The sequence below is a fragment of the Streptomyces sp. NPDC092369 genome (assembly GCF_044755245.1).
GTDB lineage: Bacteria > Actinomycetota > Actinomycetes > Streptomycetales > Streptomycetaceae > Streptomyces.
Map to the genome: position 1 here is coordinate 76301 of NZ_JBIVQP010000008.1, position 21899 is coordinate 98199.

Here is a 21899-nt window from a genome sequence, read left to right on the forward strand (position 1 = left end):
AGCTCAAGAGCCCGACCCGCTCAAGAGCCCGACCCGGCTCAGAATCCAACCTCCTCCTCCGTAGATCCGTAGTTCAAGAGACAGAAGGAACGCCCCGCATGGCTGACCCTGAGTTCGAGCGCGACTCCGGATGGCTCTCCGGCGGCGTCGTGGACGCCGAGGACGCCCGCCTCGCCACCGGCGTGCTCGCCGCGGCGTCCGCGAACCCCGGCAACCCGATCGCCGCCCGCACCGGAATCAAACCGGGACCCGGCAGCCCCGGCAACGTCGAGGCGACCTCGACCCCCTCGCGCAATGTGACGGTGCAGCCCTTCCAGGGCGTCATCCAGGGCACCCGTAGCTCCGCCGCGGGCGCGTATCTGATCACGCTCGCCCGGCAGAAGACCCTCGACGTGCTCACCGCGGCCCCGGCCCACTCGTCCAACCCGCGTATCGCCCTCGTCGTGGCCCAGCAGAAGGACCGGCAGTACGGCGACGAGAGCGACGGCATGCTCGTGCGGATCGTCGCCGGGAACCCCGCGGTCACACCGGTCGCGCCCACCCTGACCGACGACTGGCTGCCGCTCGCCGAGATCACCGTCCGGGCAGGCGCGGGGGCGATCACTCCGGCGGACATCAAGGACCTGCGGACGTACACCGTCGCCGCCGGCGGTGTGCTTCCCCTCCAGACCCAGGAGTCCCTGCCGGCCGACGGCTACTCCGGGCAGCGGGTGTACGACCTGGAGACCGGACTCGACATGGTCCGCGCCGGCACGGCATGGCGACCCGCGGCCACGGGGGCGGTGGAGCTCTTCGGCCCGGCCGACCCGGGCTGGCCGCTGACCACCGGTTCGGCGGGGGCCATCGGGTACACCTTCAACCAGGTGACGGTGCCGGCGGCGCCGTACCCCCGAATGCTCCTGGTCACCGGGCAGTTGACCGCGCAGACCTCGGGCGCCAACGAGCGCTGGGACCACGTGGTGCGCGTGCAGGACGGGCCGCCGGTGTCCCTCGCCTGCTTCCACGGCGGCCCCACGGGGATCACCACCAGCGTCGCCCAGGGCCACCGGCTGCTGCCCGCGGCGACGCCGCTGGTGCTGACGCAGTACGTCGCCCGGGGCGGCGGGATGACGACCGGTACCGCGCTCGTGTTCTCGCCCGCCGCGCACTACACCGGCCTGCGGGTGATGGCGTTCCCCGTCCCGTGACACCCCGACCAGCGGAAGAGGCATCCTCATGAGCACGCCCACCCCAGAACGCGACTCGGGCTGGATCTCCGGCGGCGTCGTCGACGCGGAGGACGCCCGGCTCGCCACCGGCGTGCTCGCCGCGCCCGGGGCGAGCCCGGTCCAGGCCCGCACCGGCATCCGGCCCGCCACCGCCGACCCCGGCCGGGTCCAGCCCACCGCCACCGTGTCCGGCAAGGTCACCGTCAGCCCCTTCCAGGGCGTGATCCAGGGGACCAGGGCCACCGCGACCGGCGCCTACCTCGTCACGCTCGACCAGCAGAAGACCCTCGACGCACTCGGCACGAACCCCGCCGACTCCGCCAACCCGCGCAACGACCTGATCATCGCCCGGCAGCGCGACACGCAGTACGGCGACACCACCACCGCGATGACCGTCGAGCTGGTCAAGGGAACGGCCGCCGCCACCCCCACCGACCCCGCGGTCACCGGCGACTTCATCCCGCTCGCCCGGCTCAGGATCGCCAAGAACGCCACGTCGATCGGCGCCGGCGACATCGACGACCTGCGCGTGTGGACCACCGGTGCCGGCGGCATCCTGCGGGTCTGGGGCGAGGCCGGCCGTCCGACGTATCCGTACAGCGGTATGTACATCCACCGCTGGGACGCCAACCACTTGGAGTGGTACGACAGTTCGGCGGGCTGGCGGGCTCTCAACGACGACACGGGCTGGGTCCCGCTGGGCCTCCTCCCCAACTGGTCCATCTACAACAACGAGACTCCGGCCGTCCGCCGGATCGGCTCGCTGGTCCACATGCGCGGTGCCATCCGCACCTCCGTCGCCGTCGCGGGCAACGGGATCACCGTCATCAACGTCCCTGTCGGCTGCCGCCCGTCGATGGGGCACCACTGGTACACCGTGCTGGGCGGAGTGGTACGAGGCCTCGAACTCATCGTCCGCACCGACGGTTCCGTAGCGGTGTTCCCCCAGGACACCCCGCTGCCGGCCAACCAGCTCGTCTACCTCAACACCAGCTGGCTGGTGGGCTAGTGACCACCCGCCCGACCCGCTACACCTACTACACCGCCGACCTCGCCACCGGCGCCATCACCGACGAACTCCCTTTGTACGACGTCACGTTCAGCACCGAGCTGAACGAAGCCGGTGAGTTCCGCGCCCGGTTGCCCCTCGGCGACCCCCGGGTGACCGTCCACCGTCCCCGCGAACTCACCGAGCCCGGGCGGGCCGCCCTCTACGTCGAACGCGACGGCGTGCTCGTCTGGGGCGGGGTGATCTGGACGGCCAAGTACACCTCCGCCGACCAGCACGTGGAGCTCGGGGCGGCGGGCTTCCTGTCCTACTTCGACCATCGCCGGGTGCTGCCCGCCGACTTCGACCCGAACACCACCGACCTGGCCGCCGTCGACGTCTCCTTCACCGACGTCGACCAGTCCGACATCGCCCGCACCCTGGTCGCCGTCGCGCAGGCCCACGCCGGCGGCGACATCCGGGTACGCCCCGAGTCCACGGCCCGCTCCGGCATCACCCGCACCCTCGACTACCCCGGCGCCGGCCTCAAGAGCACCGGCGAGGCGCTGCGCGAACTGGCCAGCCTGGAGGACGGCCCCGACTTCCTCTTCGACATGGCGTACGGCACCGACGGCCGCCCCGTCCGCAGACTCCGCGTCGGCACGCCCCACCTCGGCCAGCAGGGCACCCCGCACGTGTGGGAGTACGGCGCCAACCTCATCGGCTACGCCTGGCCGGTCGACGGCGCCTCCACCGCGAGCCGCGTCTTCGCCCTCGGCGAGCAGGGCGAGAGCGGCCAGCTCGTCGCGGTCGCCGAGGACCGCACCACCGGACGTCCCCTCACCGAGACCGAGGTCTCCTACGTCAACCTCACCGACGTCAACCTCCTGCGTTCCCAGGCCCGTTCGGCCCTCGCCGCCGTCTCGACCCCCGTCGTCCTGCCCGAGCTGACCGTCCGCGCCGACCTGGAACCCGTACTGGGCTCCTACCAGGTCGGCGACGACGCCACCGTCGTCATCAAGGACGTGTTCTTCCCCGAGGGCACCCACTTCGACGTACGGATCACCGGGATCGAGGTCACCCCGGGCGGCGACGCGGGCGAGGAGCAGGTCCAGCTGACGGTGACACCCGCCACGAACATCCCCTGACCCCGAAGCCGACCCAGGAGTACGCCATGACCAGGATCAACCGCCCCGACACCCTCCTCACCGAACTCCGTGACATCAAGCGCCGGCTGCACGCCCTGGAGACAGCGCAGCGCGCGACGAGCGGTGCGACCGCGGAGACGGTCGCTCCTGGCTCCGATGAATCCGAACAGGCTCCGGAGCGTGACGAAAAGTAGTTCTCTCGACGCTTTCCGTCACTGTCCCCTCAACTGCTCTGCCCTGCCAAGGAGATGGCGGGGCAGTCCTGTTTTCGGTCGTCGCCGTCTCGCTAATAAATCGAATGTTTGTCCGCTCCGGGTCGCTGACCGGTGCTGATGGGGCTAGAGTAATCGAACGGACGTGCGACGGAGATATCGGGCGTATGGCTGAAAAGGGGTGGAGTGATGGAGGTGCGGCATGGCGGGCTTCGCCCACGTGCACGTCGCGTCCGGTTACTCCGCCCGCTACGGCGCGTCCCACCCCGAGCAGCTCGCCGGCCGGGCGGCAAGCCGCGGCATGGGCACCCTCGCACTCACCGACCGGGACACGGTCACCGGTGCCGTCCGGTTCGCGCAGGCCTGCGCCAAGGAGAAGGTCCGGCCGCTCTTCGGCATCGACCTCGCGGTCGAGGCCCTGGCGCCCCCGCCGCCCGCCCAACGCCGCCGCACCCCGGCACACGGTGGCGCGCATGTCGTGGAGCCACCGCTCCGCTTCGTGCTGCTCGCGCGGAACCGGGAGGGCTGGGCCCGGCTGTGCCGCATCACGTCGGCCGCCCATGTCGGCGCCTTGTCCGGTACGCCGCCGGTGGTGCCGTGGGAGGCGCTGCGCGAGTACGGCGGCCCCGGCCTGACCGTGCTGCTGGGCCCGCTCTCGGAGCCGGTGCGGGCGCTGTCGGTGGGCCGGGAGGACGTCGCGATGAAGCTGCTGGCGCCCTGGAAGGAGGTCTTCGGGAGGGAGGTCCGACTGGAAACGGTCGCGCAGAAACGTTTCGGCATGGGTCCGGGCTCCCTGCGCCTGGCCGCCCGCACCCTGGCCCTGGCCGACCGCACCGGGACGACCGCCGTGCTCTCCAACGCCGTCCGCTACGCCGAGCCCGGCCAGCACCGCCTCGCCGACGTCCTGGACGCGGCCCGGCTGCTGCGGCCGATCGACCGGCGCCGGCTGGACAGCGGGCAGCGCTGGCTCAAGGACGAGAGGGAGATGACGGTCGTGGCACGGATGATCGCCGAGTGCGCCGGAGCGGACGTACGACGGGCCCGTCGGCTGATGGCGGACACCGCGGACACGGCGGAGGCGTGTGTCGTGGACCCCGCGGACCTCGGCCTCGGCAGGCGGCACTTCCCGGAACCGTCGCTGTTCGGGACCGGGCCGGAAGCGAACGCCGCGCTGAGGGCGGGCGGTGCGGCCCGGCTGCTGCGGCTGCGGTGCGAAGAGGGCCTGGCCCGACGAGGCCTCGACCGCGACCCGGCGGCACTCGCCCGGCTGGAGGAGGAACTCACCGTCATCTCCCACTGGAACTACGACGCGTACTTCCTCGCCGTCGCCCAGGTCGTCGCCGACATCCGGGCCAAGGGCATCCGGGTCGCCGCCCGCGGTTCCGGCGCCGGGTCGATGGTCTGCCACGCGCTGGACATCGCCACCGCCAACCCGCTCGACCACAACCTGTTGTTCGAACGATTCCTGAGCAGCCGCCGGGAATCGCTGCCCGACATCGACATCGACGTGGAGTCCGCCCGCCGACTGGAGTGCTACGACACGATCTTCGAGCGCTTCGGGAAGGAGCGGGTGGCGGTCACCGCGATGCCCGAGACCTACCGGGCGCGCAGGGCGCTGCGCGACACCGGCCTCGCGCTGGGGATCGCCCCGGCCGACGTCGACCGGATCGCCAAGAGCTTCCCGCACCTGCGCGCCTCCGACATCACGAACGCGCTCGCCGAACTGCCCGAACTACGCCAACTGGTAGGCGAGATGGACCGGTTCGGGCCGCTGTGGGAGCTGGCCGAGGGGCTCGACTCGCTGGTCCACGGCATGGCGATGCACCCCTGCGGTGTGGTCATCAGCGACGCGACCCTCCTGGACCGGCTACCCGTGCAGCCGACCCCGCAGGGCGACTACCCCATGGCCATGGCAGCGAAGGAGGAGATCGAGGCGCTGGGCAACATCAAACTCGACGTCCTGGGCGTCCGGATGCAGTCCGCGATGGCCCACGCCGTCACCGAGATCGAACGCGCCACCGGCGACCGTGTCGACCTCGACAATCCCCAACAGGTGCCGCTGGACGACGTGTTCGCGTTCAAGCTCATCCAGGAGAGCCAGACGCTGGGCCTGTTCCAGTTGGAGTCGCCGGGACAGCAGGACCTGCTCTCCCGCCTCCAACCCCGTGACGTGCAGGACGTCATCGCCGACATCAGCCTCTTCCGTCCGGGGCCGGTCGCCGGGGGCATGCCCGAGCGGTACATCGCGGCCCGTCACGGCGGCAGGCCGGACTACGCGCACCCGGACCTCGAACCCGTGCTCGCCGACACCTACGGCGTGACCATCTGGCACGAGCAGATCATCGAGACGCTGCGCGTGCTGACCGGCTGCGACCGTGCCTTCGGGGAGTTCACCCGACGAGCGCTCGGCGACAAGGACCAACTGCCCAGGATCAAGGAGTGGTTCCATCAGAAGGCACGTGTGCGTGGCTACAGCGCGGCCGTCCGGGACGAGGTCTGGAAGACCATTGAGGCCTTCGGGGCGTACGGCTTCTGCCGGGCGCACGCGGTCGCCTTCGCCGTACCGGCGTTGCAGAGCGCCTGGCTCAAGGCGCACCATCCGGCGTTCCTGCTGGCGGGGTTGCTCGAACACGACCCCGGGATGTGGCCCAAGCGGGTCCTGGTCTCCGACGCCCGTCGGCGTGGGGTGCGGGTCCTGCCCGTCGACATCAACCGTTCGAAGGTGAAGCACGTCGTGGAGATGACCGAGCAGGAGGAGTGGGGCGTGCGGCTCGCGCTGTCCGGGGTGCACGGCATCGGCGAGGAGGAGTGCGCGCGGATCGAGGAGGGACAGCCGTACGGGTCGCTGTCGGACTTCTGGCAGCGGGCCCGCCCCAGCCGACCGACCGCCGAACGCCTCGCGGAGATCGGCGCGTTCACCGGCCTGCACGACGGCCGTCTCACCCGACGCGATCTCCTGCTGCAGATCGCCGAGTTGCACCGCCAGTCCCGCAACCGGACCGCGGATTCGGGGCAACTGCCCATAGAAACGGGCGCTGTTGGGGGAGCGGAGCCGAGCGGTCTACCGGAGATGACCGGACGTGAGGCGTTGAGTGCCGAGTTGGACACGCTCGGCATCGATGTCTCCAGGCATCTGATGGAGCATCACCACCGGCTGCTGCGGGAGATCGGCGCGACGGACGCGGCACACCTGGCCGGACTGCGTGCGGGGCAGCAGGTGTTGGTCGCCGGGGTGCGGGCCTCCACGCAGACCCCGCCGATCGCGAGCGGCAAGCGGATCATCTTCGTCACCCTGGAGGACGGCTCGGGCCTGGTCGACCTCGCCTTCTTCGAGGACTCCCATCCTGCCTGCGCGTACACGGTCTTCCACAGTGGGCTGCTCCTCGTCCGTGGCACGGTCCAGGTGCGCGGCACCCGTCGTACCGTCGTCGGTTCCATGGCCTGGGACCTGGACGAGATCGCGGCGGCCCGCCGGGACAACGGTCCCGAGGCCGCACTCGCCCTCCTCGGCGAGAGTCGCCCGCACCCCACCCCCGCCCAGCCGCAGCGCACCCTGACCGACGGCACCGCCGGCGCCCGCCTGCACCCGTACGCCGACCTCCAGCCCGCCGGCACCCGCTCGGCCGACCTGAAGAAGTTCGGCCACCGCAGTCCGGGGAGTGCGGGATGAACGGGATGAGTACACGTCAGCGGCATATCGCCCACTTTCACCTCCACACCGCGCTGACCGAGGCCCAGTACGACGACGTAATCGAACTGGTGTCCGGTATTACGCCTCACGTCCAGGCCATCCCGCCCAACGCCCTTCAGGTGGACCTGACTTCGGCGCTTCGGTACTTCGACATGTCTGCCTACAACGCGGTCCAGATGGTGAGGATGAGGCTGAAGGCCTTCTACGACATCGACAGCAGCGCCGGGCTCGCGGGCAACCGCATGCTGGCGGCCATGGCGGCTGATACGTCCGCGCCCGGCGAGACCACCTGGGTCCCCGCCGAGCGGGTCGCCGACTGGCTGTACCCCCGGCCGGTCACCGCGCTGCCCGGGATCGGCCGCACCATCGCGGCCACGCTGCACCGATACGGACTGCACACCATCGGCCAGCTCACCGACCTGCCCTCGGCGACCCTGCAACGCCTCCTCGGCGCAAGCCAGGCCCGGCTGTTGACCCAGCGCGCCCGTGGCCACGACCCCCGCCCGATCGTCCCCGCGGAACCGGCGGCGCACCTGGCCGCCGACCTCGTGCTGGACCGGGACTGTCTCGACCCGGACCAACACCACCGGGCCGTCCTGGGACTTGCCGAGCAGATCGGTCAACGCCTGCGCACAGAACGGCAGATCACCGGCCGGCTCACTCTTACGGTGCGCTACGCCGACCGCACCTCCACCACCCGCACCCGCGCCCTGCCCGAACCCACCGACCACTCACCCGCCCTCACCGCCACCGCCCTGGGCCTGTTGACCTCCCTGGGGCTGCAGCGGGCACGGGTCCGGGCCTTCGCGCTCCGCGCCGATGCCCTGCTGCCGGCCGCCGACGCCTACCGTCAGCTCTCCCTCGACCCCGCCGCCGACCGCGCCCGCGCCGCCGAAGCGGCGGCGGACCGGGCCCGCCGACGCTTCGGGCCAGAGGCCGTACGCCCGGCCGCCCTGGCGAACTGACCGTCCGCGCCCGGAACCGGGCGGATCGTCAACTCATGGGCGTACGGCCAGAGTTCGAAGCGGTGTTACCCGATCGAGTAGCCGGTGATCTGGCCCATCCACTTGATCAGGTCGCCCGGGTCCTCGTTGGCGCCGTGACCGCCGTCCCAGTACATCTTGAGGCTGACGTCGTCGCCGAGGTTCTGGGTCTTGAGGGCGAGGTTGGTGATCGCGGTCAGGGAGTGCGTGGTGTCGCTGGTGCCGATCCGCAGCCACCAGTGCCTCGCCCGGCGCGGGTTGCGCTCCTCCAGGTAGGTCATCGGGTTGGTCAGCTTGACCTTGTGCGGGATGTCGCGGTCGACCGTGGCGCTCTTGTCACCGGTCGCGTACCGCAGGCCGAAGGTGGTGAAGTGCCGGGAGACGTGGGTCTCGTCGCCGAAGTAGCCCGGCTCCGGCTGCGCCATGGCCTTGTCGTCGAAGGCGGGCACCGGACGGGACCGCGCGATGTGCGCGATGTAGCCGTCCCAGGAGAACGTCGCCTTGTCGTCGGACCACTTGATGAAGGGGTTGGCGGTCAGGTAGGCCGTCCGGTCGGCCTCGGAGAGGGCCCGCAGATGGCTGGTCGCGGCCGGTTGTACGTAGGTGTCCAGCAGGTACCGGTCGTAGTTGGCGGCCGTCACCCGGCCGAACCGGCCCACACCGCGCAGGCCCAGCGAGGCCTGGTACTCCGCGAACTGCGCGGTCAGTTGCTTCGAGGCCGTCTGGTCGACCAGCTCGCCGTTCAGCCTGGCCGAGCCGTACATCCACTCGTAGGCCTTGTCGGCGTTGCCGAGGTCGATGATCGGGCAGAAGACGGCGGAGGCGAACACCGCGTCGCTCGCCTCGGCCGCGCCGAGCTCCCGGAGGTAGGAGTCGAACAGCGGGCTGCCGACCGAAGCGCCCATCATCGAGGAGAAGTTGCCGCCGGCGCTGCCGCCGTTGGTGATGATCCTGTCGGGGTTGCCGGGCAGCACGCCCTTGTTCCGGTGGACGTACCGCAGGGCCGCCTTCAGGTCGACGAGGGCGGCGGGAGCCTTGCCGTAGTACTTGCCGTCCTTGACGTTCTCGCGTCCGCGCGCGCCCGAGGTGACCACGACGTAGCCGGCCGCGAGGGCCAGTGCCGAGTTGTCGCCCTGGTCGCCCGCCCCGGGCGGCAGCGGCGGCCTGGTCGTGGGCGAGGCGGTCGGGGTGGCGCCGGGGTCGGCCGAGGAGCTGTCGCTCGGGGACGGGCTGGAGCCGCCGCCGGGGTTGGTGCGGCCGGCGGGCGTGCCGGAGAGGAAACCGCCGAGCGGGATGGAGAAGAAGATCGGGGCGTGGGAGGCGTCGACGGCCCGCCCGTCGATCTCGACCGGCTGCTGGACGTTGAGGCACTGGTAGGTCGGGTCCACGGGATTGGCGACGTAGACGATGTTCTCCCAGAACCGGTAGGTGACGCTCTTCTCGGCACCGTCGGCCGTCGTGATCGTCCTGGTCCGGGTGGTGTACGAGTCCTTGGGGAAGGTCAGCGTGGATCCGGTCGACGCCGCCGCGCCCTGTTTTCCGCCGTAGTACAGGGCGGTGGTCGCTCCCGCTGCGGTGGCTGCCATGCCGGAAAGGAATATTCGGCGCTTCACATCATCACCTTTGTCGGAGTGCGGGTTCGATGTGCCTTTTTGACAGCGGCGAGAAGGGGAGTGACGCCGCGTCGATATCAGGCAATTGCGGTCGCAGCCTGCCTTCCGAATACCGGTTCGCACATCCCCTGGATACCGTCTCTCGCGCATACGGCGACCGCCGTACCGTGCCGCGCGGCATACGCGGGTCTGCGTAGCGCGCGGCGGGGACCGGACGCCCGGATGCCGCGGCGCGTACCGTGAACGGCGTGAACGCGCTGGACGTGATGCGGAGCCGGGCGGCCGGCAACCCGTTCCTCGTCGACGGGTTGCTCGCCGTCGGCTGTGCTGCCCTCATTTTTCCCGGATTTCTCGGAAAGGGCGCTCCGGTATTGCCCGCGACGCTGCTCGCCCTGTTCTCGGCCGGGCCGCTGATCGTGCGACGGAGTATGCCGTTGGCCGTACTCGCGGCGACGACGGCCGTCTTTCTTGTGGCTCTCCTGTGGATGAGGGAACCGGGTCCGGGAATGGTCTGCTGTCTGGTGGCCCTCTATTCCGCGGCGGTGGCGGCCCCGCGCACCCGTGCGTTGATCACCGGCACGATCACCGCGATCGTGGTCCAGGTCTTCACGCTGCTTGTGACGGGACGGCACTTCCTCGACTCGGGCAACCTCGCGCTGATCACCGTGCTCGGCGCGGTCACCGCCATCGGCGATGCCACCAGGAACCGCCGCGCCTACATCCAGGCCATCAAGGACCGCGCCCTGCGCGCCGAACGGACCCGGGAGGTGGAGGCGCGCCGACGGGTGGCCGAGGAGCGCCTGCGGCTCGCCCGCGACCTGCACGACATCGTGGCCCACAGCATCACGGTGATCAACTTCCAGGCCGGAGTGGCCGCCCATCTGCTGCGCCGGGAGCCCGACGCGGCCGAGGCGGCGATCGAGCACGTCATCACGGCGAGCGGCAGCACGCTCGCGGAACTCGGCACCATGCTGACCGTCCTGCGCCAGCCCGACGGTGACTCGCCCCCGCCGGAGCCCATGCCCAGCTTCGACCGGCTCGACGACCTCCTCGACGGCTTCCGGGCCGCAGGCCTGGCGGTCGAACTGCAGCGCGGCGACATGGCCTTCAGCCTCACTCCGGCCGTCGGCATGGCCGGCTACCGCATCGTCCAGGAGTCGCTGACCAACGCGTTCAGATACGCCACACCCCGGACCGCGAGGGTCCGCCTGTCCTTCGCCGCGCACCGGCTGCGGATCTCGGTGGTCAACCCGGTGACCGACACCGAGGACCGGCGGCATTCCTCCGGGGGTACCGGTCGTGGCCTGCTGGGTCTGCGCGAGCGGGCCGCTTCCGTCGGCGGCCGTCTCGACATCGTGGAGGGCCGCGAGGAGTTCAGCGTGGACGCGTTCCTGCCCGCGCTTCCCATGAAGCCGTGAACGCCGGTGCCGGCCGGCGTTGATGGCTCCGGCTAGCGCCCGGCAGCCGCCGGACGCACGAGCCCCGCGCGGTAGGCGATCACCACGAGCTGCGCCCGGTCCCGGGCGCCGAGTTTGGCCATGGCGCGGTGCACATGGGTGCGGACGGTCTGGCGGGAGATGTACAGGTGGTCGGCGATCGCCTCGTTGGACAGTCCCTCCGCCACCAGCGCCACGATCTCCCGCTCCCGGTCGGTGAGTTCGGACAGTTCCCCGGCCAGGGCGGGCGGCGGTCCGTCGGGCAGCGCGAGGTACCTCCTGATCAGGGCCTCGGTGGCTTTGGCCGACAGCAGGGCCTCGCCGCGCGCCGCGACCCGGATGGCCTCCGGCAGCTCAGCGGGGCGCATCCCCTTCCCCAGGAAGCCGCACGCCCCGGCCCGCAGGGCCTGCAGGACGTACTCGTCCACCTCGTAGGTGGTGAGGATCACGATGCGGACGCCGTCCAGGTCCGGATCCGAGGCGATCTCCCGCGTGGCCGCGAGACCGTCCAGCTCCGGCATGCGGATGTCCATCAGCACGACATCGGGCGTGGTGCGCCGGACGATCTCGATGGCCTCCAGGCCGGTCTCGGCCTCGCCCACCACCTCCAGATCGTCGGCGGAGTCGATCAGAATGCGGAACCCGCCCCGCAACAGAGCTTGATCGTCGGCGATGACGACCCGGATCGCGGCGTCCTTCATACCGCCACCCTACGGCAAAACGGAGATTGCGTCTCCGTTACGGGGGCCGCGATCCGGTGGGCCGGCCGCCCGGCTCAGTCGGCCGGGCGCTCGCCCGCGTCCGGTGCGGCCGGCGGCGTGGCCGCGTCCGCCCGGGCGGCCCGCTTCGCCGCCTGGATCTGCTCGTAGACATGGGTCCGCAGTTCGGTGAAGCGAGGAGCGACCCGCGTGTGCAGTTGGTCCCGTTCGTCGGGCAGGTCGATGCGCAGCTCGTCCTGTACGACGGTCGGTGAGGCGGACAGGACGATCACCCGTTCCCCGAGGTAGACCGCCTCGTCGATGTCGTGCGTGACGAACAGGACGGTGATCCCGCGCTCCTGCCACAGCGCCCGCACCAGGTCCTCCAGGTCGGCGCGGGTCTGCGCGTCGACCGCCGCGAACGGCTCGTCCATCAGCAGGACTTGGGGCTCGTAGGCCAACGCCCGTGCGATCGCCACCCGTTGCTGCATGCCCCCGGACAACTGCCAGGGATAGGCGTCGGCGGCGTCCGGCAGGCCCACCGACCGCAGGGCGTCGGTGACCAGCTCCCGGCGTTTCGCCTTCGGCAACCCCTTCTCCTTCAGGGGGAGTTCGACGTTGGCGGCGACCCTCATCCAGGGGAAGAGGCTGCGCCCGTACTCCTGGAAGACGATCGCCATGCCGGGCGGCGGTCCGGTCACCTCCACGTCGGCGAGGAGCACCTGTCCCGATGTCGGGGTGAGCAGTCCGCCCATGCACTTCAGCAGGGTCGTCTTGCCGCAGCCCGACGGGCCGACAAGGCAGACGAGTTCACCGGCCTTCACCGTGAAGGTGAGGTCGCGGACCGCCTCCACCCGCCGGCCTGACCCCTGGTAGGTCTTCCCGAGACCGCGTACGTCGAGCATGGTTCGCCCTTTCGGAATGTTCATTCACGACCGCCGGGTGGAGGCGCGCAGGCCGTGGTACCAGCCGAGCACTCGCCGCTCGGCGAACTGGAAGGCAACGGAGAGCAGGAAGCCGAGCAGGCCCAGGAGCAGGATTCCGGTCCACATGTCGGGGATGGCGAAGCTGCGTTGGAACTGGACGACGGTGAAGCCGATGCCGTTGTTCGCCGCGAACATCTCGCTGATGACCATGAGGATGATGCCGACGGAGAGGGCCTGGCGCAGACCGGCGACGATCTGCGGACTCGCCGCGGGCAGCACCAGATGACGCAGCCGCCCGGTACCGCGGATGTGGTACGAACGCGCCGTCTCCAGCATCACCGAGTCGACCGCGCGCACGCCCTCGACCGTGTTGAGGAGGACCGGCCAGACGCAGCCGCTCGCGATCACCACGATCTTCATCGTGTCGCCGATGCCCGCGAACAGCATGATCACCGGCACCAGCACAGGAGGCGGCACCGCCCGCAGGAACTCCAGCACGGGCTCGCAGAAGGCCCGCACCCCGCGGTGGGAGCCGATGAGGGTGCCGAGGCCGACGCCCACGACACCCGCGAGCGCGTACCCGCCGGCCAGGCGCAGCACACTGGGCACCAGGTCCGTGCGCAGGCGTTCGCCGGTCCACACCGAGGGGAAGGTCCGGAAGATCGTGCGCAACGGCGGCCAGAACGGGTCCGTGCTCCCGTCCGACGCGACCCACCACAGCCCAAGGAGCGCCGCGGGCAGACCGACCGCGAACAGCACCTGCCGTGTCAGCGCCCTCACAGCACGGCCTCCCCGCGTACGGACTGGTGCCATGCCAGCGCCCGCCGCTCCACCGCCCGGGCTCCCAGGTTGATCAGCAGCCCCAGGACTCCGGTCACCGTGACCAGCGCGTACATCTCGGGAACTGCCTGCGAGGCCTGGGCGACCGCGATCAGCGAGCCGAGTCCCGGTGCGCCGATGACCAGTTCGGCCGTGATGGCGAGCACCAGGGCGACCGCGGCGGCGAGCCGGACGCCGGTCATGACATAGGGCAGGGCCGTCGGCCACATCACGTGCCGGATGCGCGCCCAGGTCCCCAGACCGTACGACCGTGCCGTCTCGTCGGCGACGGGGTCCACGTCCTGGACGCCGTACAGCACCTGGACCAGCACCTGCCAGAACGCCGCGTACACCACCAGCAGGAGCACCGAGCGCAGTTCGCTGCCGTAGAGCAGCACGGCCAGCGGGATCAGGGCCACGGACGGGATGGGGCGCAGGAACTCGATCGTCGACGCCGTCGCGCGGCGCAGAAACGGTACGACCGTGATGAGCAGACCGCACAGGACGGCCGCGGCCGAGGCGATGCCCAGGCCGATCATCCAGCCGGTCAGGGTGTCGCCGAGCGCCGACCAGAAGGCGCCGTCGCCGAGTTCGTCGCCCAGTGCGCCGGCGATCCTGCTCGACGGCGGGAAGTAGTCCGCGCTGACCAGGCCAAGGCGCGGCACGGCCTCGCCGAGGGCGAGGAAGGCCGCGAGTCCCGCGGCTCCGAGTGCGATGTTCTGATTCCTCACGGCAGCAGCTCGTCGAGGTCCGGGGCGGTCTTGAACAGGCCGTCCTGCTCGCCGAGTTTCTCCAGGGTCTCCACCGAGGACCGGCTGATGTCCGCGGGCCACTTCGGCAGCGTCACCTTCGACAGGACGGAGGACGGGATCTGCGTGTAGGTGGCGACGATGTCGCGGACCTCGTCGGGATGGCTGTCGGCGTAGGTCAGCGCCTCCGTGGTGGCCTGCTGGAACTTCTTCACCACGTCGGGGTTCTTCGTCGCGTACGTCTGCGAGGTGAAGTACATGGCGACGGTGAGGTCCTTGGCCACGTCCACATAGGGCGAGGCGATCTCCACGCCTCCCTGGTTCAGGATGGTCGTCAGCGCGGGCTCGACCGCCATCGCGGCGTCCACTTGGCCCTTCTCCAGGGCGGCGGGCATCTGGTCGAAGGCCAGCTCCACGAACTTCACCTTCGCCGGGTCGCCGCCGGCCTTGCGCACGGACTCGCGGACCGAGGTGTCGAGGATGTTCTTCAGCGTGTTGACGGCGACCGTCTTCCCCTCCAGGTCCTTCGCGGACTTGAGGGAACTGCCCTTCTTGACGACCAGCGCGCCGTAGTCCTTGCCGTCCGCGCCGGTGGTCGCCACCCCGTTGGAGACCGCCTTCACCTGGATGCCGTTGCTCTGCGCGACCATCAGCGAGGTCGTGTTGCTGAATCCGAACTGGAACTGGCCGCTGACCACGCCCGGCACGATGGCCGAGCCGCCCTGCGCCGTGGTCATCGAGACATCGAGCCCGTACTTCTTGTAGATCCCCTGCTTCTGGCCGAGATAGATGGGGGCCACGTCGACGATCGGGATGACCCCGACCTTGACCTTGGTGGTGCCCCCGCTCCCCGCCGCGGAGTCGCCGGAATCCCCGGACGATCCACAGGCGGTGGCCGCGAGCAGAAGTGAGGCGGCGGCGATGCCGACGAATAGGCGTTGCATGGTCTGACCTCCGGGTCACATCTCATTGCGCGCGAACCGGCCGGAACATTTCGGTGCGGTTCGCCGACGTGCCAAAGGTGTCGTCCGCGGATCACCCGCACATCCCCCGGGCACCGTCAATGGCCCGTACGACGACTGCCGTACGACGGGGGAGGGGTACGGCCGGCGCCGTACCGAGGAGCCCGGATCGAGGCCGGGACCGGGGAGCTCTTCTCAGGCGCGCGGTGGGCCCGGGACGTCCGTTCCCGGCGGCGGAGGGTCGATCCGGTTCGGTCCCGGCACGTCGAAGTGCCGGCCGTAGTCCGCGCCGGGCAGCGGCTGCGGGTGCTCGGGACCGGCGCGCAGCCCGTCCAGCAGCAGCCGCAGATAGCGCCGCCACAGCTCCGGCTGCCCGCTGTGCTCGGTCACCGCGGCCAGCATCTGCTGGATCACTACCAGGTCCCAGGGCTCCGCGTCCGCGCGCAGAACGCCCTGCTCCTTCGCCCGCTCGACCACGAGATCGACGTTCCGCCTGATCTGCCGCTGGTGCCGCAGCCCCGCCGGCACCGTACGGTCGCTGTGCAGCACGACCTCGCGCAGACCGCGGTCGAGCGCCTGCAGTTCGGCCACGCGCTCCAGGCTGACCGTCAGCCCGCGCCAGGTGTCGGGGTCCTCGGCGCCTTCCCGGGTGGCTTCCTCGACGCGCGCGAACATGTCGTCGACCAGCTCGTCGATCAGGGCCTGCTTGTTGGGGAAGTGGCGGTACGCCGTCGCCACGCCGAGCCCGGCATGGCGGGCGACGTCGTCCAGGGTGGCCTTCAGGCCGTGATCGCGGAACACCTCCCGCGCGGCGGTCAGGAGCTTGCGGCGGTTCAGCTCGCGGTCGCGCCGCGGTCTGGGCGAACGTGCCCCGCCCAAGCCGCCGGTCTCGCCGGACGCGGGGGGTACCGCCATGCGAGGTCTCGCTTTCGGAGGGCGCGATCGTCCTGGCACATCGTACGGGTGTGAATATCCGCACCCCTTCCGGGATTGCGCCGGCCGGTTCGGCACGCAAGAGTGTTCCAACTGTCTTGCTCGACTGGCGAGATGCCCCCGTCGGCCGTCGTGTGCGGTGGCCCGCACGAAGTGCAGAAGAGGAAGAGAAGCGAGTGAACCGGATATCGGTCCGGGGATTCGCGGTGGTCTCGGCCACCGCGGTCACCGCTGTCGGAAGCGTCGTCGGTGTTGCCTCGGGCAGCAGCGCGCAGAACAACGACGCGGAGGCGACGGCCACCGATGTCACCCTCCTCGCTGACCTGCCCGCGGGCCGGCAGGCGCAGGTGCAGACCGCGTCCCTGACGAAGCAGGCCGACGCCGTGGCCGTCCAGGCGGACGCCACCGCCAGGAAGGACGCCGAGCAGACCGCGCGCGTGGCGGCGGCCAAGACCGCGAAGGCCAAGAAGGACGCGGCCGACAAGGCGGCGCGGGCCAAGGCCGCGGAGGGCGATCCCGACGCCACCTTCTCGCTGCAGCCCTCCTACACCGTGCCGCAGGTCAAGGCGATGGCCGCGCAGATCGTGGGCAGCGGCCAGTACCAGTGCTTCAGCAACATCGTGGACCACGAGTCCACCTGGAACTACCTCGCGGTCAACCCCTCCTCCGGCGCCTACGGTCTCGTCCAGGCGCTGCCCGGCGACAAGATGGCCACCGTCGGCGCCGACTGGCGCACCAACCCGGCCACCCAGATCAAGTGGGGCCTCAACTACATGAACCAGGCCTACGGCAGTCCCTGCGACGCCTGGGCGTTCTGGCAGGTCCACCACGCGTACTGACCGTCCCTGACGGTTCCCGGTATCGGCCTCAGCGCGCCCACGGCGGCGCGATCCGCGTCCCGTCGGCCAGTTCGGCCTCCAGACCGATGGAGGTCGTGACCCATGTGACCGCCGTCCGGTCGCCCGGGTTCTCGACGGTGAGGGTCGCGCCGGGGTTGATGATCAGGGTGTCGCCGACGGTGACGCGGGTGGTCCGCTCGTCGAGGGTGACCAGCAGTTCGCCGTCGAGCACATGCAGGATCTCCTCCCGGCTGACGGTGTGCGCGGGCGCCTTCGTGCCCGGCGGAATCTCACCGCGCCAGGCACACAGCTCCTTGCTGCCGGTGCGCGGAGTGGCGTACGAGATGAATCGGGCACTGTGCATTTCGTGCACCAGGGCCTCTGACGGGCGTACGACGGGCATGACTCTGCCTCCAAATGGTCAAGCTGCTTGACTATATCCTCGGCCTCTATGGTCAAGCTGCTTGACCAGTTCGTCAAGGGTGTTTCAATGCGTCCGTGCAGAACTCCGAGGCCATGGCCCTGTCCGCCGCCCTGCTCGCCGCCGCCGGCGAGCTCACGCAACGCATCAACGAGGGCGTCGTGGCCCGCGGGTTCGAGGGGGTGCGGCCCGCGCACGGCTTCGCCTTCGCCCGGCTCGCACCGGACGGCGCCACGGTCACCGAACTCGCCGCGCACCTCGGGGTGACGAAGCAGGCGGCGAGTCAACTGGTCGACGAGATCGTGCGGAGGGGGTATGTCGAGCGGCGCCCTCATCCCGGTGACGCGCGGGCCCGGCTGGTCGTGCTGACCGAGCTGGGGTGGGCGTGCACCCGGGCCGCGGAAGAGGCGGCCGCCGAGGTGGTGCGCGAGTGGAGTGAGCTGCTCGGTGAGGGTGAAGTGCGCGCGTTGTGCGACCGATTGGGGCGTATTGCGCCCTATGGTCCCCTCAGGCCCGCCTGGTGACGGTTCGGCAGTAGCTACCACGGAGTCAGTTATCACTGGAAGTTTTTACTGACGCGTAACTTCACAGTTCTACTACTCGCTCGTAACTTGACTAGTGAACAGCATTCTTTGTGATCCGGATCACAGGGCGTAAGGCCGTCGCACATCCCTTGAGCCGCAAGGAGATCACACGATGCTGCCCTGGAAACGACTGCTCAGACCGCTTGCCCCGCTGCTGCTGACAGCCGCGGTCGCCGTCGTCCCCACCGCTACCGCCGCCCAGGCCGCCGACGAATCCGCCGCTCCCCACAGCGGCTGGAACGACTACTCCTGCAAGCCCTCCACCGCCCACCCGCGCCCCGTCGTCCTGGTCCACGGCACCTTCGCCAACTCCGTCGACAACTGGCTGGCCCTCGCGCCCTACCTGGAGAACCGCGGCTACTGCGTCTTCTCCCTCGACTACGGCCAACTGCCGGGCGTCCCGCTCGTATACGGCCTCGGTCCCATCGACAAGTCGGCCGAGCAGCTCGCGACCTTCGTCGACAAGGTGCTCGCCGCCACCGGCACCGCCAAGGCCGACCTCGTCGGTCACTCGCAGGGCGGCATGATGCCCCGCTACTACCTCAAGTTCCTCGGCGGCGCCGCCAAGGTGAACGCCCTCGTCGGCATCGCGCCCGACAACCACGGCACCGACCTGGACGGCCTGACCAACCTGCTGCCGTACTTCCCCGGCGCGCAGGGGCTGATCTCCACGGCCACGCCCGCCCTGGCCGACCAGATCGTCGGCTCCGCCTTCCTGACCAAGCTGAACGCCGGCGGCGACACCGTCCCCGGCGTCCACTACACCGTCATCGCCACCAAGTACGACGAGGTGGTGACGCCGTACCGGAGCCAGTTCCTCAGCGGATCCGACGTCCACAACGTGCTGATCCAGAACCTGTGCGCGCTCGACCTCTCCGAGCACGCCCTGATCGGGCTGACCGACCGGATCGCCTTCCACGAGGTCACCAACGCGCTCGACCCGGCCCACGCCACCGCCACCACCTGCGCCTCCGCGGTCATCGGCTGAGGCACGCACGGGGTCTGTCCGACCTGAGCCGCCGGACAGACCCCGCCCCGTACGACCGCTACGAGCGGCCGTGCCGTCCGCCGCCGGTCGCCCGGCGGCGGACCGTGGCGAACAGGGTCGCCGAGCCGAGCGCCAGGGCCGCCGCGCCGCCCATGGCGAGATACGGGGTGCTGTCGCCGCCCCCGGTCACGGCGAGGTCCGCCGGTTCCGAACCGCCTGCCGCCCTCGGCTCGTTGACCGCGGCCGGCGCCACGGCCGCACCGTCGTCCGTAGCCTCCGGAGTCGGCTGCGCCGACGTGCTCGGGTCGTCGTCGCCGTGCCCGTGGTGCTCGACCGTCGACTTGTCGGCACCGTCCGCGATCTGCTCGTCGGAGGGGGAGGAGGCGGTCGGGGCGGGCGGGGTGGGCGACGCGCCGGTCGGCGTACCGCCGCCGGTGTCGCTTGCAGTGTTGCCTGCGCCGAACGTCACGTCCGAGCAGGAGTAGAAGGCCTCCGGGCTGTCCGAGCGCTGCCAGACCGCGTACAGGAGCTGCTTGCCGGAGCGCTGGGGCAGGGTGCCGGAGAAGGTGTAGAAGCCGCCCGCAGCGACCGGGTCGGTGGCCGTCGCGACCGGGTGCTCCAGATCCAGGTCGGCCCAGGCCAGCGGCCGCGCCGGATCGTAGCCGGCCTTGGTGAGGTACACCTTGAACGTGCCCTTGTGCGGCGCGGTCACGCGGTACTTGAAGGTGTACGAGCCACTGCGCACGCTCGTCGCCGGCCAGTCGGCGCGGGCCAGGTCGAGGCCCTTGAACTCCTCGTTGTTCGCGCTGCACAGCTTGCCGTCCGGGATCAGCGCCTGGTGCCTGCCGTTCGCGTCACCGATCCGGATGCCGTTCCAGTCGTAGAGCGCCTGGGTGCCGCCGGCCGCGACCGCCGCCTTGCACGCGTCCGACTTCGGGCTCTCGGGACCCTCCGCGTAGCACTGCGCGACCCGGCTGACGGGGTCGCCCATCGAGCCGTGCGCGGACGCCGGCGCGGCGGCCAGGGCGGTGAGCGCGAGCGGAGCCGCACCGAGGACGGCGAGCGCGGCGACCTTGCGGCGGCGTACAGGCATGACGAACTCCTCGGAACGGTCCACGACTTGGGGTGGATCCCGCCCACGGACTCCGTGACGATCCGGTGGGCGGGATCCCGTGGGGGGCGATCAGCAAGCTAGCCCCAAGAGGGCGTCGAATCGCCTGCTGAGGGCGGGGGGAGGAGATCCTTATGGCGGCGTTAAGGGAGTGCTCAGACTGAGATCAGGTAGGTAGCGTGCACGGCATGGGAACCGACGAGATCCGGCGGGCCGTCGCCGCCGACGTGGCGGTCGTGCGGGCCGTGACCGATGCCGCCTACCGGCCCTACATCGAGCGCATCGGACGCGCGCCGCAGCCGATGGAGGCGGACCACACGGCGAACGTGGCCGCGGGGAAGGTGTTCGTGACGGGGGAGCCCGTCGTCGGCCTGGTCGTGCTGGAGGAGTACGACGACCATCTGTTCCTCGACAGCATCGCCGTCCACCCCGACGCGCACGGCACGGGCATTGGGCGACGGCTGCTGCGTTTCGTGGACGCACGCGCGCGTGCGCTCGGCCTGGCAGAAGTCAGGCTCTACACCAACGCGATGATGTGGGAGAACCAGAAGATCTATCCGCGGTACGGATACGAGGTCGTGGAGCGGCGCACGGACGGGATCTACGACCGCGTCCACTACCGCAAGCGCCTGGACTGACCGGGTCAGCCGTCGGGCCACCATGTGCGCGCGATGTCCTTTCGGACCTCGGGGCGCCCGGCGGCCGGAGGCGCGTCGGCCTCTTCGCGCACCCTGCGGGTGTCCGTCCTCTTCAGGGGCTTCTGCACAGTCGTCCGGCGCATGGCTGCCTCCTCAGTGTCCACCGAGTTCCCGTGTTCCAGGTTGGTAGACCTTTCCCGGGAGGGTGACTCATCGCTCCCGGTCTGTCAGTGGCGGCTGTCACGATTCGGTTGTCAGTGGCGGGTGTCACTCTTGGGCGCATGACGAACGACGAGGGTTTCCCCGAGCCGGGCGTGGGCGGGGCGGGTGCGGACAGGGCAGGCGTGGACTGGGACGCCGAGGCCGCGGGCTTCGACGAGGAGCCCGACCACGGGCTGCGCGACCCCGTGGTGCGCGCCGCCTGGGCGGAGCGGCTGCGCGACTGGCTGCCGCCGCGCGCCTCCGACGTCCTCGACCTCGGCTGCGGCACCGGCAGCCTGTCGCTCCTCGCGGCCGAGCAGGGACACCGCGTCACCGGCGTCGACCGCTCCCCGGCCATGGTCGACCTCGCCCGGGCCAAGCTCGCCGGACGTGACGCGGTGTTCCTCCTCGGTGACGCGGCGGCACCACCGGTGGGTGAGCAGCTCTACGACACCGTCCTCGTCCGGCACGTGCTGTGGACGCTGCCCGATCCCGGCCGCGCCCTGCGGCACTGGCGGGGCCTACTGCGCCCGGGCGGCCGGCTCGTGCTCGTCGAGGGCGTGTGGGGCACGGTCAGCCCGGTCGGCATACCCGCCGACCGGCTCGCCGACCTCGTGGCACCGCTCGCCGGGCAGGTCCGGGTCGAGCGGCTGTCGCAGGACGTTCTGCTGTGGGGGAGGGACGTGCGGGACGAGCGGTACGTGGTGGTCGCGGTGGTGTGAGACGCCGGGGCGGTCCCACCCGGCGAGCG

The 21899-nt window shown here is 70.7% G+C and carries 22 protein-coding genes; 12 read left to right on the top strand and 10 right to left on the bottom strand.

All coding sequences use genetic code 11. The features are described 5' to 3' along the window. Nucleotides 1-98: 98 nt before the first annotated feature. The 6 genes from ACIQI8_RS38360 (at nucleotide 99) to ACIQI8_RS38385 (ending at nucleotide 8212) form a co-directional block, all read left to right on the top strand. Nucleotides 99-1187 carry a hypothetical protein gene (locus tag ACIQI8_RS38360; protein WP_402361561.1) on the top strand — a complete coding sequence of 363 codons (1089 nt, stop codon included), beginning with the start codon at nucleotides 99-101 and terminating at the stop codon, nucleotides 1185-1187. 28 nt (nucleotides 1188-1215) lie between these two features. Further along, a complete protein-coding gene (locus tag ACIQI8_RS38365) occupies nucleotides 1216-2217 on the top strand; it encodes a hypothetical protein (RefSeq protein ID WP_402361563.1) in 1002 nt (333 codons plus the stop codon). Next, nucleotides 2217-3344: a hypothetical protein gene (locus ACIQI8_RS38370; protein WP_402361566.1), complete on the top strand. Its 1128-nt coding sequence runs from the start codon at nucleotides 2217-2219 to the stop codon at nucleotides 3342-3344. The genes ACIQI8_RS38365 and ACIQI8_RS38370 overlap by 1 nt, the downstream gene beginning before the upstream one ends. Nucleotides 3345-3370: 26 nt before the next feature. Next, nucleotides 3371-3538 (top strand): hypothetical protein, encoded by a 168-nt coding sequence (locus ACIQI8_RS38375; protein ID WP_402361569.1) that lies wholly within the window; start codon nucleotides 3371-3373, stop codon nucleotides 3536-3538. 220 nt (nucleotides 3539-3758) lie between these two features. Beyond that, on the top strand, nucleotides 3759-7226 hold the full coding sequence (locus ACIQI8_RS38380) for a DNA polymerase III subunit alpha (protein ID WP_402361572.1): 3468 nt from the start codon (nucleotides 3759-3761) through the stop codon (nucleotides 7224-7226). A 5-nt stretch (nucleotides 7227-7231) separates the two neighbouring features. Further along, nucleotides 7232-8212, top strand: coding sequence for a DNA polymerase thumb domain-containing protein (locus tag ACIQI8_RS38385; protein ID WP_402361575.1), 981 nt, complete (start codon nucleotides 7232-7234; stop codon nucleotides 8210-8212). A 65-nt stretch (nucleotides 8213-8277) separates the two neighbouring features. On the opposite strand, the gene ACIQI8_RS38390 is transcribed toward ACIQI8_RS38385, so the two are convergent. Continuing rightward, nucleotides 8278-9816 carry a subtype B tannase gene (locus ACIQI8_RS38390; protein WP_402361578.1) on the bottom strand — a complete coding sequence of 513 codons (1539 nt, stop codon included), beginning with the start codon at nucleotides 9814-9816 and terminating at the stop codon, nucleotides 8278-8280. 275 nt (nucleotides 9817-10091) lie between these two features. Here ACIQI8_RS38390 and ACIQI8_RS38395 point away from each other — a divergent pair, with 275 nt between their 5' ends. Next, nucleotides 10092-11261: a sensor histidine kinase gene (locus ACIQI8_RS38395; RefSeq protein ID WP_402361581.1), complete on the top strand. Its 1170-nt coding sequence runs from the start codon at nucleotides 10092-10094 to the stop codon at nucleotides 11259-11261. Between the two features lie 32 nt (nucleotides 11262-11293). Here ACIQI8_RS38395 and ACIQI8_RS38400 read toward each other — a convergent pair whose 3' ends face one another. The 6 genes from ACIQI8_RS38400 to ACIQI8_RS38425 all read right to left on the bottom strand — a co-directional run bounded on the left by ACIQI8_RS38400 (nucleotide 11294) and on the right by ACIQI8_RS38425 (nucleotide 16348). Next, entirely contained in the window at nucleotides 11294-11980 is a 687-nt protein-coding gene (locus ACIQI8_RS38400) for a response regulator (RefSeq protein WP_402361584.1), read from the bottom strand. 74 nt (nucleotides 11981-12054) lie between these two features. Then, entirely contained in the window at nucleotides 12055-12882 is an 828-nt protein-coding gene (locus ACIQI8_RS38405) for an ABC transporter ATP-binding protein (protein WP_402361587.1), read from the bottom strand. A gap of 24 nt (nucleotides 12883-12906) precedes the next feature. Then, the gene (locus ACIQI8_RS38410; protein ID WP_402361590.1) at nucleotides 12907-13716 is read right to left on the bottom strand and encodes an ABC transporter permease; all 810 of its coding nucleotides are present in this window, start codon (nucleotides 13714-13716) and stop codon (nucleotides 12907-12909) included. Next, nucleotides 13680-14453: an ABC transporter permease gene (locus ACIQI8_RS38415; RefSeq protein ID WP_402361593.1), complete on the bottom strand. Its 774-nt coding sequence runs from the start codon at nucleotides 14451-14453 to the stop codon at nucleotides 13680-13682. Before ACIQI8_RS38415 ends, ACIQI8_RS38410 begins: the two co-directional genes overlap by 37 nt. Next, on the bottom strand, nucleotides 14450-15415 hold the full coding sequence (locus ACIQI8_RS38420; protein WP_402361596.1) for an ABC transporter substrate-binding protein: 966 nt from the start codon (nucleotides 15413-15415) through the stop codon (nucleotides 14450-14452). The genes ACIQI8_RS38415 and ACIQI8_RS38420 overlap by 4 nt, the downstream gene beginning before the upstream one ends. A 213-nt stretch (nucleotides 15416-15628) precedes the next feature. Further along, nucleotides 15629-16348 carry a TetR/AcrR family transcriptional regulator gene (locus tag ACIQI8_RS38425; protein ID WP_402361599.1) on the bottom strand — a complete coding sequence of 240 codons (720 nt, stop codon included), beginning with the start codon at nucleotides 16346-16348 and terminating at the stop codon, nucleotides 15629-15631. Between the two features lie 194 nt (nucleotides 16349-16542). Here ACIQI8_RS38425 and ACIQI8_RS38430 point away from each other — a divergent pair, with 194 nt between their 5' ends. Next, nucleotides 16543-17205: a transglycosylase SLT domain-containing protein gene (locus ACIQI8_RS38430; RefSeq protein WP_402361602.1), complete on the top strand. Its 663-nt coding sequence runs from the start codon at nucleotides 16543-16545 to the stop codon at nucleotides 17203-17205. 28 nt (nucleotides 17206-17233) lie between these two features. On the opposite strand, the gene ACIQI8_RS38435 is transcribed toward ACIQI8_RS38430, so the two are convergent. Further along, nucleotides 17234-17608, bottom strand: a complete 375-nt coding sequence (locus tag ACIQI8_RS38435; protein ID WP_402361605.1) for a cupin domain-containing protein — start codon at nucleotides 17606-17608, stop codon at nucleotides 17234-17236. A 95-nt stretch (nucleotides 17609-17703) separates the two neighbouring features. Here ACIQI8_RS38435 and ACIQI8_RS38440 point away from each other — a divergent pair, with 95 nt between their 5' ends. Both ACIQI8_RS38440 and ACIQI8_RS38445 read left to right on the top strand, forming a co-directional pair. Next, a complete protein-coding gene (locus ACIQI8_RS38440; protein WP_402361608.1) occupies nucleotides 17704-18150 on the top strand; it encodes a MarR family winged helix-turn-helix transcriptional regulator in 447 nt (148 codons plus the stop codon). Between the two features lie 172 nt (nucleotides 18151-18322). Further along, nucleotides 18323-19198 (top strand): esterase/lipase family protein, encoded by an 876-nt coding sequence (locus tag ACIQI8_RS38445; protein WP_402361611.1) that lies wholly within the window; start codon nucleotides 18323-18325, stop codon nucleotides 19196-19198. A 58-nt stretch (nucleotides 19199-19256) separates the two neighbouring features. On the opposite strand, the gene ACIQI8_RS38450 is transcribed toward ACIQI8_RS38445, so the two are convergent. Beyond that, a complete protein-coding gene (locus ACIQI8_RS38450) occupies nucleotides 19257-20291 on the bottom strand; it encodes a lytic polysaccharide monooxygenase (protein WP_402361614.1) in 1035 nt (344 codons plus the stop codon). A 206-nt stretch (nucleotides 20292-20497) separates the two neighbouring features. Between ACIQI8_RS38450 and ACIQI8_RS38455 the strand changes: the two genes are divergently transcribed. Next, a complete protein-coding gene (locus tag ACIQI8_RS38455; protein ID WP_402361617.1) occupies nucleotides 20498-20947 on the top strand; it encodes a GNAT family N-acetyltransferase in 450 nt (149 codons plus the stop codon). 5 nt (nucleotides 20948-20952) lie between these two features. Here ACIQI8_RS38455 and ACIQI8_RS38460 read toward each other — a convergent pair whose 3' ends face one another. Further along, on the bottom strand, nucleotides 20953-21090 hold the full coding sequence (locus tag ACIQI8_RS38460) for a hypothetical protein (protein ID WP_402361620.1): 138 nt from the start codon (nucleotides 21088-21090) through the stop codon (nucleotides 20953-20955). Between the two features lie 138 nt (nucleotides 21091-21228). On the opposite strand from ACIQI8_RS38460, the gene ACIQI8_RS38465 reads away from it, so the two are divergent. Next, complete coding sequence (locus ACIQI8_RS38465) at nucleotides 21229-21870, top strand: class I SAM-dependent methyltransferase (protein ID WP_402361623.1); 642 nt, start codon at nucleotides 21229-21231, stop codon at nucleotides 21868-21870. The last annotated feature ends 29 nt before the right edge of the window (nucleotides 21871-21899 follow it).